Source organism: Vibrio sp. 10N.286.48.C11, from assembly GCF_041469805.1.
Lineage (GTDB): Bacteria > Pseudomonadota > Gammaproteobacteria > Enterobacterales > Vibrionaceae > Vibrio > Vibrio crassostreae_C.
The window spans coordinates 31,049-44,689 of record NZ_JBFRLK010000011.1 but is presented as its reverse complement, the minus strand read 5'-3'; the positions used below and the strand labels follow the sequence as shown (position 1 = coordinate 44,689).

9 protein-coding genes are annotated in these 13,641 nt (G+C 46.3%); all 9 read left to right on the top strand.

The window, feature by feature from the left end; genetic code table 11:
- The first annotated feature begins 519 nt into the window (after positions 1-519).
- Complete coding sequence (locus tag AB4209_RS03655) at positions 520-2,202, top strand: ABC transporter substrate-binding protein (RefSeq protein WP_017056650.1); 1,683 nt, start codon at positions 520-522, stop codon at positions 2,200-2,202.
- A gap of 169 nt (positions 2,203-2,371) precedes the next feature.
- Entirely contained in the window at positions 2,372-3,358 is a 987-nt protein-coding gene (locus AB4209_RS03650) for an ABC transporter permease (RefSeq protein WP_017059409.1), read from the top strand.
- Positions 3,359-3,360: 2 nt separating this feature from the next.
- Positions 3,361-4,386, top strand: a complete 1,026-nt coding sequence (locus AB4209_RS03645; RefSeq protein ID WP_017056648.1) for an ABC transporter permease — start codon at positions 3,361-3,363, stop codon at positions 4,384-4,386.
- Positions 4,387-4,388: 2 nt separating this feature from the next.
- Positions 4,389-5,372 (top strand): ABC transporter ATP-binding protein, encoded by a 984-nt coding sequence (locus AB4209_RS03640; RefSeq protein WP_017059410.1) that lies wholly within the window; start codon positions 4,389-4,391, stop codon positions 5,370-5,372.
- 74 nt (positions 5,373-5,446) lie between these two features.
- Positions 5,447-6,442, top strand: a complete 996-nt coding sequence (locus AB4209_RS03635) for an ABC transporter ATP-binding protein (protein WP_017059411.1) — start codon at positions 5,447-5,449, stop codon at positions 6,440-6,442.
- A gap of 98 nt (positions 6,443-6,540) precedes the next feature.
- Positions 6,541-8,262 (top strand): glycoside hydrolase family 9 protein, encoded by a 1,722-nt coding sequence (locus AB4209_RS03630; protein WP_372054866.1) that lies wholly within the window; start codon positions 6,541-6,543, stop codon positions 8,260-8,262.
- A 2-nt stretch (positions 8,263-8,264) separates the two neighbouring features.
- On the top strand, positions 8,265-9,149 hold the full coding sequence (locus tag AB4209_RS03625) for an N-acetylglucosamine kinase (protein ID WP_017066804.1): 885 nt from the start codon (positions 8,265-8,267) through the stop codon (positions 9,147-9,149).
- A 12-nt stretch (positions 9,150-9,161) separates the two neighbouring features.
- Entirely contained in the window at positions 9,162-11,108 is a 1,947-nt protein-coding gene (locus AB4209_RS03620) for a beta-N-acetylhexosaminidase (protein WP_372054864.1), read from the top strand.
- Between the two features lie 127 nt (positions 11,109-11,235).
- A complete protein-coding gene (locus tag AB4209_RS03615) occupies positions 11,236-13,641 on the top strand; it encodes a GH36-type glycosyl hydrolase domain-containing protein (RefSeq protein WP_102319895.1) in 2,406 nt (801 codons plus the stop codon).

The following is a 13,641-nucleotide window of genomic DNA, read 5'->3' as shown; positions in this document are numbered from 1 at the left end:
TCAATCATATCTGACCGTTATCTGACTCTTTGTTGCAGTTTGAGAAGCGAGTCACAACAGAACGGCAGATTTAATTTTCTAGGGAAATTTAACGTAAAACTGGCAAGTGACCGAGATCTACAATTATACCAACGTAGGGTAAGGCATTATAATAAAAAGCCTTTAAAGTTAGTGGCCACTTACAACCTGCAAGAACCTCAAAACCAAATGCGAGTCACATCACTTTAACAATTGCGTACGAAAAACCACCAAAGCAACCTATTTTGACGTTAATGACGTGGGGTTGTGTGTTTTTAACGTTTTTGACGGGAAACGAGTTTGATTAATTCATCGATAAGGTGTTTTCTTACTCCTGCCAAAGGCCTACAGGCCACTCTTACCACTTCTCAGAATCAACGATGAATCTGGAGCAACGAAGAAGAGGTAGGCCTTTAACCAGAGTGTGTATCTACTAAACAATTTAGCGACAGATAACATTCAATCCATTAGTGAAATGAAAGCAAATAGTAAGGAACAGCTATGCTTGCCAATATAAAAAAAACAGCAATAGCAACAGCAATTATTGCAACTGCTACAACAGGTTTTGCATCAGTAGCAACCGCTGCAGAACGCAGTGAACTGACCGTTCACCCGAAAGAGTACACTACATTCGTACGTAACTTTAACCCGTACCTTGGTGCTACTAACCTACATACTACAACTGACTTCATGTATGAGCCGCTAGTAGTATTTAACGAAATGCACGGTAACACTCCAGTGTTCCGTCTAGCTGAAAACTTCAAGATGTCAGATGATCTGATGAGCGTTGTTTTCGACATTCGTAAGGGTGTTAAATGGTCAGACGGAGAAACTTTCTCTGCTGATGATGTTGTTTTTTCTTTCAACCTTGTAAAAGAGAAGCCAGAGCTTGACCAATCTGGTATCAACTCTTGGGTAACTTCTGTAGAAAAACTGAACGACAACCAAGTTAAGTTCACACTAACAGAAGCAAACTCAAACGTACCTTACGAGATTGCTAAAGTACCTGTAGTACCTAAGCACATCTGGAAAGACGTTAAAGATCCATCAACGTTTACCAATGAGAACCCGGTAGGTTCTGGTCCATTTACAGAAATCGATACGTTTACAGCGCAGCTATACATCCAGTGTGCAAACCCGAACTACTGGGATGCAGACAACCTAGATGTTGACTGTCTACGTGTTCCACAAATTGCGAACAACGACCAATTCCTAGGTAAAGTTGTAAACAGTGAAATGGACTGGACGTCTTCTTTCGTTCCAGATATCGATCGTACATACGCAGCAGCTAGCCCTAAACACCACTACTGGTACCCGCCAGCAGGTACACAGGCATTCATCGTTAACTTCAAGCACCCTGATGCTGCGAAGCATGAAGCATTGAGCAACGTTGACTTCCGTCGTGCTTTCTCTATGGCTCTTGACCGTCAAACTATCATCGACATCGCATTCTACGGTGGCGGTACTGTAAACGATTTCGCATCGGGTCTTGGCTACGCGTTTGAAGCTTGGTCTGATGAAAAAACTCATGACAAGTACAAAGGCTTCAACACTTACAACGCTGAAGGCGCGAAGAAGCTTCTTGCTGACGCTGGCTTCAAAGATGTAAACAAAGATGGTTTTGTTGACACTCCATCAGGCAAGTCTTTCGAACTAATGATTCAATCGCCAAACGGCTGGACTGACTTCAACAACACAGTTCAACTAGCGGTAGAACAGCTAAACGAAATCGGTATTAAAGCAAAAGCTCGTACACCTGACTTCTCTGTTTACAACCAAGCAATGCTTGAAGGTACATACGACGTAGCATACACAAACTACTTCCACGGTGCGGATCCATACACGTACTGGAACAGTGCTTACAACTCATCACTACAATCTGGTGATGGTATGCCTCGTTTCGCAATGCACTTCTACAAAAACGACAAGCTAGATGGTCTTCTAAACAGCTTCTACAAAACAGCTGATAAGAACGAGCAGCTAGACATTGCACACGGTATCCAGCAAATCATCGCTGCAGACCAAGTGACAATCCCTGTGATGTCTGGTGCTTACATGTACCAATACAACACAACTCGCTTCACTGGTTGGTGGAACGAAGAAAATCCAAAAGGCCGTCCAAACATTTGGGCTGGTATTCCAGAGCGTCTACTTCATGTACTGGACCTAAAACCAGTTAAATAAGTAATCGTTCAATCCTTGCGGCGTAACCTCTTACGCCGCTTATAAAAATCCCCACACTCTCAATTGAAAGTATGGCGCTAGTCGTCAGGGGATTTTTCGTTCCAAATTTCGCTAGGAGCGACCTGAATCCAGAAACAGGGAAACAATCTGGGTGAGTAAGGTGTGAGTTATGGGTTATTTTTTAAGACGTTTGTCATTTTATTTTGTCGCGCTATTAGTTGCTGCGACGTTAAACTTTATTATTCCAAGAGCAATGCCTGGTGACCCAGTTACCATGATGTTTGCGAACGCTTCTGTACAAGTTACTCCAGAGCGTATTGCTGCAATGAAAGAACTATTAGGCTTCGTTGATGGTGGCTACTTAGTTCAATACGTGGCGTACATGAAGAACATTCTTAGCTGGGAACTTGGTACATCAATTCAATTCTACCCACTTTCTGTAAACACACTGTTGGGTGGAGCATTCGGTTGGTCGCTTTTCTTAGCCGGCACCGCAGTTATTCTTTCTTTCTCGATTGGTTCAATCCTAGGTATTTTCGCAGCGTGGAAACGCGGCAGTAAGTACGATGCCTTCGTAACGCCAGGGATGCTGATTCTACAAGCCGTTCCTCAAGTTGTTATCGCGATGATTGCACTATTTACCTTTGCAATTGGCTTGAAGTGGTTCCCAACAGGGTATGCCTACACCGCTGGTACTATACCTGATTGGACAAGCTGGGCATTCATTAAAGATGTCGCTTACCACGCCTTCTTACCACTGTTCTGTGCTTCTGTTGTTCAAATTGGTGGCTTCCTAGTAAACATGCGTAACAACATGATCAACCTATTAGCCGAAGACTACATCACCATGGCGAAAGGCAAAGGCCTGAGCGAAAACCGAGTGGTATTCAACTACGCAGCTCGTAACGCGATGCTACCTAGTGTGACAGCCCTGTCAATGTCGCTAGGTATGGCAATCGGCGGTCAGTTAATTATCGAAATCATCTTTAACTACCCAGGTCTTGGCAGCGTACTTTTCAACGCAATTAACGCTCGTGACTACCAAGTACTGCAAGGTCAGCTGCTTATCATGACGCTATTCATGCTGTTCTTTAACCTAGTTGCAGACATGCTTTACGTTGTTCTTGACCCTCGTCTTCGTAAGGGTGGTAAATAATCATGAAAGACTTTTTAAAACTCATTTGGCGTAACCCGATGGCCCTAACAGGCGTCATCATCCTAAGTATTTTTATTCTTGGCGCGATTGCAGCTCCATTAATCACCAAACATGTACCAGACAAGCGTACAGGTAACCCACACGAATATCCTGGTTTCGTGGTGAAGTCTGCACAAACTAACCCTGATGGCTGGGTTGCTCAAAATCTAGCAGACGACCGTCGTACATTGATCATGTCTAAAAAGGCAGACCACGTACTAGGTACAACTCGTATGGGTCGTGACGTTTGGTCTCAAGTGGTATACGGCGCACGCGTATCTCTTGCTGTAGGTTTTGGTGCGGGTCTAACCGTATGTTTACTCGCAACTGTTATTGGTGTTTCTGCAGGTTACTTCGGTGGCCGTGTCGATGACGTTCTAACAGCCGCAATGAACATCATGCTGGTAATCCCTCAATACCCATTACTGTTCGTAGTAGCAGCCTTTATCGGTGAGGCAGGGCCACTCACCATAACCTTGGTTATCGGCTTTATGTCTTGGGCTTGGGGTGCCCGTGTTGTTCGCTCCCAAACCTTAGCACTGCGTGAAAAAGAGTTTGTAAAAGCCGCTGAAGTTTTGGGTGAATCTTCATTCCGCATCATCTTCGTAGAGATTCTGCCAAACCTTATCTCTATCGTTGGCGCAAGCTTCATCGGTTCGGTGATGTACGCAATCATGATGGAAGCAACCATCTCGTTCCTAGGTCTTGGTGACCCGAACACAATCAGCTGGGGCATCATGCTTTACAACGTTCAAACCTCTTCATCAATGCTGATTGGCGCTTGGTGGGAACTGCTGGCTCCTTGTATCGCACTGACACTACTTGTAACTGGCCTTGCTCTACTTAACTTCGCGGTCGATGAAATTGCTAACCCGCAACTGCGTTCTCACAAAGGCATGAAGCGTTGGAAGAAACTAGCAGCTCAAGACAAAGAAGAACGTGAACCAGAACTACCACCACAAAATGCACTTTGGAGCGGAGATAAATAATCATGTCTGAACCACTAATTTCTATCCGCAACTTATGCGTGGATTACATCACAGAGTCTGGCGATGTTCGTGCGTGTAACAACGTAAGTTTCGACATCGCTCCAGGTGAAGTCTTCGGCCTAGCTGGTGAATCTGGCTGTGGTAAATCAACGGTCGCTTTCTCTCTTATGCGTCTTCATAAGCCGCCCGCTTACATCAGTGGTGGTGAGGTTATCTTCAACGGTGAGAACATCCTTGAATACAGTGATGACCGTATGCAGTCGTTCCGTTGGAGTGAGATGTCGATGGTATTCCAGAGCGCGATGAACGCACTCAACCCAGTACTACCGATGGAAGAGCAGTTCTGTGACGTAATCATGCGTCACACCAACATGACTCGCGAGCAAGCTAAGCAGCGTGCTGAAGGTCTACTTGAAATCGTCGATATTCACCCGAGCCGATTGAGTGACTATCCTCACCAATTCTCTGGCGGCATGCGTCAGCGCTTGGTTATTGCTATCGCGTTAGCACTGAATCCAAAGCTGATCATTATGGATGAGCCGACAACCGCACTTGATGTGGTTGTGCAACGCGAAATCCTACAAAAGATCTATGCACTAAAAGAAGAATTTGGCTTCTCAATTCTGTTCATCACCCATGACTTGTCATTGATGGTCGAGTTCTCTGACCGCATCGGCATCATGTACTCAGGTGAGCTAATCGAAGTGGCTAACTCTCAAGATATTCTAGAAAACCCTTACCACCCTTACACCAAAGGGCTGGGAAATTCTTTCCCTCCACTGACAGGGCCAAAGACAAAGTTAGCAGGTATTCCGGGTAACCCTCTGAACCTGTTAGAGATCCCTGAAGGGTGTCGTTTCCAAGCTCGTTGTGACCGTGTACATGAAAAGTGTACCAAGGTGCCAACCAAGCTGCGTTCTATCGACCCGGGACATTTGTCTAACTGCCACCTGTACGGTGACCCAATAGTACAAAGGAAGCTATAGCTTGCGTGAATAACGAACAAGGCGGCTCGACCGCCTAAAAACAAGCAAAGCGAATAAGGATTCTGGAGACAATTATGAGCAAAGATTTCGGTCAATTATTGGTAGAAGGCAAGAATGTCGTAAAAGACTTCCCAATAAGCAGTACCACCATTCAAACCCCAATGATGCGTGCGATTAACGACGTGTCATTCAAGATGTACAAAAGCCGTGGCCTAGCAGTGGTTGGTGAGTCTGGTTCAGGCAAATCAACAACCGCAAAAATGATCGCAAAAATGTACGCACCTTCAGGCGGCACGATCGAATACAAAGGTCGTGATATCCAAGAGATCTCAAGCAGAAAAGATCTTATGCACTACCGTGAAGGCGTGCAGATGGTATGGCAAGACCCGTTTGGTTCATTGAACCCAACGCACAATATCTTCCACCACATTGCTCGACCACTGTTGATCCACAAGAAAGTATCTCCGGGCAACAAGAAAGAGCTAGAAGAACGTGTTTACGATCTTTTAGAGCAAGTGGGCCTGATCCCACCAAAAGAGACGGCGAAGAAGTACCCTCACCAACTGTCTGGCGGCCAACGTCAACGTGTCAACCTAGCCCGCAACATCGCGGTAGGTGCCGAAGTTGTACTAGCCGATGAGCCAACTTCAATGCTTGATGTATCGATTCGTGCCGGTGTTTTGAACCTGATGGAAGAGATGAAGTTCGAGAAGCAAATGTCTCTGCTTTACATCACTCACGATATCGCAACCGCTCGTTACATCGCTGAAGACCTTTCGGTGATGTACGTGGGACACATGGTGGAATGGGGCGATACCGATGACGTGATTGCTAACCCTCAGCACCCATACACCCAATTGCTTGTTTCGGCCGTTCCAGATCCTAAGAAGTCGATCCACGAGCAACTTGCAGGCAACAAAGGTGAGATTCCTCTGTGGACACCAGTATCAGCAGGCTGCCCATTTGCAGGCAGATGTACTCACGCAATGGATAAGTGCAAAGAGCAGCTACCAGGGGTTACGCAGCTCGCTGATAACCACTTTGTGCGCTGTTACCTACACGAAAGCTAAGCAATAAAACCCAAGTTAGGGTCTTCGGACCCTAACTATTTATATCCAAAACATTCAAGTACCTAGCCAATAGAAACTAGGACTGTCGGAGAATATTGATGCTGTTATTGACCAACCATATTGGCTATGAGTCCACAGGCCCGAAGCAAGCTATCCTACAAACTAAGAAAGCTCGCCTATCAAGCACTACGGCTCTACTCGTCTGTGCTGACAACCATATGACTGTCGGAAATTTTGATGTGGTTAAACAAGGCCGCGTAGCAAATTGGCATCAAGGGCAATTCTTCACTATTGATTTCAGTTCAGTCACTGAATCTGGTCGCTACTACCTACGTTTTGACAACCTGCGTTCAGAAGTATTTGAGATTGGTAGCAACCTATTAATGAACCACACGTTTTCTGATGTGCTTCATTACTTGAAGTCACAACGCTGTGGCGGTATTTTCGACAAAAAAGATCGACAAGCACAAATTCTAGGTACCGACCGATACGTCGATGTCCACGGTGGATGGTATGACGCATCAGGTGATGTCAGTAAATATTTTAGCCACCTGTCTTATGGTAACTACCTAAACCCACAACAAATTCCGATGGTCGTTTGGAACATGCTAAAAAGCGTACGCTTGACTAGCCATAACCCAGACTTCCCGAAATTCTCCATGACTCGTCTAACGGAAGAGGCTCTGTTCGGTGCCGACTTCTTAGTGCGTATGCAAGACGCTGACGGATACTTCTATATGACGGTATTCGACAAATGGAGCAAAGATATCAACCAACGCGATATCTGCGCTTATGCGACTCAAGAAGGTCATAAATCAACGGACTTACAAGCGGGCTACCGACAAGGTGCAGGTGTTGCTATCGCAGCATTAGCCGCAGCTTCTGAGCTTGAAATCTCTGGCAGCTACTCGAGCCACACATACCTTGAAATGGCGGTTAAGGGTTACTGGCATCTAAAAGAGTACAACCTCCAGTATCTAAACGATGGTGAAGAGAACATCATCGATGAGTATTGCGCCCTACTCGCAGCCAATGAGCTGTATCGCGTAACACAAGACCAGCAATACCTATCAGAAGCAAGAACTTGGGCGACTCGTTTAATCTCTCGTCAGCAATCCGATGATTCATTTGAGCACTTCTGGTCGGCAAACTCTGATGGCTCTCGTCCATACTTTCACGCAGCTGAAGCCGGTCTTCCTGTGATTGCACTATGTGAATACATCGACAATGAAACCGATGCTGAATTAAAAGAACAGGCGCGCACAGTTGTTGAACAAGCTTGTCAGTTCGAAATCAACATCACCGACAAAGTCACCAACCCATTTGGCTATCCAAGACAATACGTTAAATCTGTCGATGGTGATAAACGTGATGCCTTCTTCGTCGCTCAACAGAACGAAACCGGTTACTGGTGGCAAGGCGAGAACGCACGCCTTGGCTCACTCGCAACCATGGCTTACCTAGTTCAACCGCACATTAAAGATAGCGAACTTCAAGAGCGCTTAATCCAGCTTTCACAAAATAGCCTTGATTGGATCTTGGGCCTCAACCCATACCACATGTGCATGCTCGATGGTCATGGCCATAACAACCCAGACTACCTACCTCAGCTTGGGTTCTTCAATGCGAAAGGCGGTATCTGTAATGGCATCACAGCTGGTTTTGAAGATGAACAAGACATTGCGTTCAATCCACCAGCACAAAAAGATGACATGCTTCAAAACTGGCGCTGGGGTGAGCAATGGATCCCTCATGGTGCGTGGTTCTTATTAGCAACCGCTGCACAGTTCAACTTCTTAGCTCAGCGTAAGGAGCAATAATCATGACTCTTTACTACGTCGGTATTGATGGTGGTGGTACTTCTTGTCGTGCTCGTATTCGTGACGCTCAAGGCAAACTGATTGGTGAAGCGAAAAGTGGCAGTGGCAACATCCTTTTGGGTGTTGATGTTGCGATGAGCTCAATTATTGATGCCATCACAAAAGCGGCACAACAAGGGCAACTCAACTCAGACCATTTTTCAAATATGCATGTTGGCCTAGCGCTGGCTGGCGCTGAGCAAAAATCAGCATGGTTCGACTTCATGGCTCAACCACACCCTTTCGCAAGCATGACACTAAATACCGACGCTTATGGCGCTTGCATTGGTGCTCACAATGGCCAAGACGGCGCAATCATGATCGGTGGTACGGGTTCTTGCGGTATCTTCCTAAAAGACGGTGAGCAATATGTGGTTGGCGGTCGTGAATTTCCGATTTCAGATCAAGGCGGCGGCGCAGTCATGGGCTTACGTTTGATTCAACAAGTCTTGCTTGCAGAAGACGGTATTCGCAACAAAACCCCGCTGACTCTACATGTGATGAATCACTTTAATAATGATGTGGATGCCATTGTCGAATGGTCAAAAGGTGCTATTCCAAAGGATTACGGTCAATTCTCACCAGTTATTTTTCAACTCGCTAACGAAGGTGACGAACTGGCTATCGATATGCTCAAGCAAACCGCGGCTGATATCGAAATGTTTGTCTTAGCGCTGCATCGAAAAGGCGCTGACAAGGTGTGCTTAATGGGAAGTATCGCTGAGCGTATTCTCAACTGGCTATCACCACCAGTACAACAATGGATCGTTAAACCTCAATTCGACGCTATTGAAGGCGCATTGATGTTTGCCGGAAAACCACAACACAACTTGTATCAACAGGCTTAGCAGGGAAGTTATATGAATTATCGCATCGACTTAGCTGTTCTTTCTGAACAAAAAAATAACTGCCGATTTGGCCTTACGGTACATAACTTAAGTGACCTCGACGTAAAAGATTGGTCTCTGCACTTTGCATTTGATCGTTTCATCCTTCCAGAGAGTTTATCGCAAGGAGAGCTGACTCAAGTTGGCAGCTTTTGCTCATTCACACCAAGTTCGTCAGTGTTAAAGGCCAACAACCATTACTACCTTGAATTCAGTATTCAAAGCGCACCATTCCGCTTCTATTCTGATGGCCTTAACGATGCCTTTATCCAGTCACATAATGATGGAGAAACATCGGTACTGCCTGTCGCGATATCACCCATAGTACTGGCTTCGCCATACCGTGAACGCAATCAAATACCTGAAGTTAACGCTGCTGAGATTGCATTGATTCCTCAGCCTAATCAGATCGAATTTCAGCAAAGTAGTTTCGCGCTAAATAACGACTGCAGAATTGAGGTTCAATCTCATCTTGCTGATAAGGCAGTCTCTTGGTTCCAGCAAGAGTTGCTCTCGACCTTTGAGCTGTCTCTTTCGACCGCGCTTTCAGCTGAACTTTCAAAAGACGAAAGCGGCAACATTCTATTTCGCAGCAACCCGACGTTAGATGAAGCCGAATACAAACTGACCATCACTGCACAACAGATTATTGCTGAATCAGGCAGCCAGTCGGGCTTTACACACGCTGTGGCAAGCTTGATTCAACTAGTTCAACAACTGGACGCAGAGAACTTCTCTCTACCATGTTGCAAGATAGCCGACCAACCGCGCTTTAAGTACCGCGGCATGATGTTGGACTGCGCTCGTCACTTCCACTCAGTAGAGCAAGTGAAGCGTTTAATCAATCAACTGGCGCACTACAAGTTCAACGTATTTCATTGGCACCTAACTGACGATGAAGGTTGGAGAATTGAGATAAAGAGCCTGCCACAGCTAACAGAAATTGGCGCTTGGCGTGGCCCTGATCATGCACTAGAGCCGCAATATACCCACATTGCGGACAACTATGGCGGCTTCTACACACAACGACAGATTCGCGAAGTCATTGAATACGCAGAGCAACGCAGCATCACGGTGATCCCAGAGATCGATATTCCGGGACACTGCCGTGCCGCAATCAAATCACTGCCTGACATGTTGGTAGAGCAAGCTGACACTACTCAATACAAAAGCATTCAGCACTACAACGACAACGTCCTAAACCCAGGTTTACCAGGCACTTACCAATTTCTAGATGCAGTTATTGAAGAAGTCGCAGAGCTGTTCCCGAGCGAATTAATTCACATGGGTGCAGACGAAGTGCCACCGGGAGTGTGGAGCAACAGCCCTGCTGCTCAAGCGTTGATGAAAGAACACCAGTACCAAGACAGCAAAGACCTACAAGGTCACCTATTCCGCTATGCCGAGAATAAGCTTAAGCAACTCGGCAAACGCATGGTGGGCTGGGAAGAAGCTCAGCACGGCGACAAGGTGAGCAAAGAGACCATCATCTATTCATGGCTCAGTGAAGAAGCGGCTGTCAATTGCGCTCGCCAAGGCTTTGATGTGGTATTGCAACCTGCACAATTTACCTATCTCGACATGACCCAAGATTATGCACCGGAAGAGCCGGGCGTAGATTGGGCTGCCGTTATCCCATTAGAACAAGCTTATACCTACGAAGCGCTTGCTGAGATATCCGACACCGACCCAATTCGTAAGCGGATCCGCGGAATTCAGTGTGCTCTATGGTGTGAGATCGTCACCAACCAAAAGCGTATGGATTACATGGTATTCCCAAGAATTAGCGCTTTAGCTGAAGGATGTTGGACACATAAAAACAACCGAAACTGGCTAGATTACCTATCTCGCCTAAAGGGGCATCTGCCATTACTCGACAAACTCAATGTTGATTATCGCAACCCTTGGAAAGCTCAATAAAACAAACCAAAGCGACACTCATATCGAGTGGTTGCTGACTCAAATTAAGGTGCTCAGTTAGATACGACTCAGCATCACTATTTAAAAATTAGCTGCATAGATGCAGTTTGTTAAAAAGGAAATGACAATGAAATACGGCTATTTCGATAACGACAATCGCGAATACGTCATCACTCGCCCTGATGTACCAGCACCTTGGACAAACTACCTAGGTACTGAAAAGTTTTGTACCGTGATTTCGCACAATGCGGGCGGTTACTCGTTCTACAATTCTCCGGAATACAACCGTGTTACTAAGTTCCGTCCAAACGGCACCTTTGACCGCCCAGGACACTATGTTTACCTGCGTGATGATGAGACGGGTGATTACTGGTCTATCTCTTGGCAACCAGTGGCAAAGAGCCTAGATGAAGCGAACTACGAAGTTCGTCACGGCCTGTCATACTCAAAATTCAAATGTGAATACAGCGGCATTACCGCAACCAAGACGCTATTCGTACCTAAGGGTGAAGATGCAGAAGTTTGGGACGTTGTATTAAAGAACAACACTGACAAGCCACGTACTATCAGCACTTTCTCGTTTGTTGAGTTCTCTTTCAGCCATATTCAATCAGACAATCAAAACCATCAGATGTCTTTGTACTCTGCGGGCACGTCTTACCAAGAAGGTGTTCTGGAATACGACCTGTACTACAACACTAACGACTTTGAAGGCTTCTACTACCTAGCTTCAACTTTCTCACCAGACAGCTACGATGGCCAACGTGATAACTTCCTTGGTATGTACCGTGATGAAGCAAATCCAATTGCGGTTGAAAACGGTAAGTGTTCTAACAGCGCTCAAACTTGTTACAACCACTGTGGTTCTCTGCACAAGCAATTTACGATTCAACCCGGTGAAGAAGTTCGCTTTGCGTATGTACTCGGTATCGGTAAAGGCAACGGTGAACGCCTACGTGAGAAGTACCAAGACACAGCAAACGTAGACGCCGCTTTCCAAGGCATCAAAGATCACTGGGACGAGCGTTGCAACAAATTCCAAGTTAAGTCGCCAAACGAAGGCTTAGACACAATGATCAACACGTGGACGCTATACCAAGCGGAAACCTGTGTGGTTTGGTCACGCTTTGCATCATTCATCGAAGTTGGCGGTCGTACTGGTCTTGGTTACCGTGATACGGCTCAAGATGCTATTTCAGTACCCCATGCCAACCCACAAATGACCAAGAAACGTATTATCGACCTGCTTCGCGGCCAAGTGAAAGCGGGCTACGGTCTACACTTGTTCGATCCTGACTGGTTCGATCCAGAGAAAGCCGACGTTGAGCCATCAAAATCACCAACAGTTGTTCCAACACCGTCAGATGACGACAAGATCCACGGCATTGACGATACCTGTTCTGATGACCACCTATGGATCGTTCCGACCATTATCAAATACGTAATGGAAACCGGTGAGCACGACTTCTTTGATGAAGTGATCCCATACGCAGACGGTGGCGACGCGACAGTTTACGAACACATGAAAGCGGCACTGAACTTCTCTGCTGAATACGTGGGTCAAACGGGTATTTGTAAAGGCCTTCGTGCTGACTGGAATGACTGTTTGAACCTAGGTGGCGGTGAATCATCAATGGTTTCATTCCTACACTTCTGGGCGCTACAAGAATTCCTAGATCTTGCTAAGTTCCGTAATAACGATGCTGACGTTGCGAAATACACTGAAATGGCTGCTAACGTTCGTGAAGCATGTGAAACGCATCTTTGGGATGACGAAGGTGGCTGGTACATCCGTGGTCTGACTAAAAATGGCGACAAGATCGGTACAGCACAACAAGCTGAAGGTCGTGTGCACCTTGAGTCAAACACGCTCGCGGTTCTATCTGGTGCGGTATCTCAAGAACGCGGTGAGAAAGCGATGGACGCAGTCGATGAGAACCTATTCTCTGAATACGGCCTACACCTAAACTCTCCTTCATTCGCAACACCAAACGATGATATCGGCTTCGTAACTCGCGTTTACCAAGGTGTAAAAGAGAACGGTGCAATCTTCTCTCACCCTAACCCATGGGCTTGGGTAGCAGAAGCGAAACTAGGTCGTGGTGACCGTGCTATGAAATTCTACGACGCACTGAACCCGTACAACCAAAACGACATGATTGAAACACGTTACGCAGAACCATACTCGTACGTGCAGTTCATCATGGGTAAAGATCACCAAGACCACGGCCGTGCAAACCACCCTTGGTTAACGGGTACGTCGGGTTGGGCTTACTTCGCGGTAACCAACTTCATTCTTGGTGTTCGTACAGGCTTTGAAGGCTTAACGGTTGATCCTTGTATCCCGACTGATTGGCCAGAGTTCGAGGTTACTCGTCAATGGCGTGGCGCAACTTACAACATCACAGTGCAAAACCCGAATGCAGTAAGCAAAGGCGTTGCCTCTATCACTATCAATGGTGAGTCAGTTGAAGGCGCAATCCCAGTACAAGCAGAAGGCAGCGTGAACGATGTTGTCGTTGTTCTAGGCTAG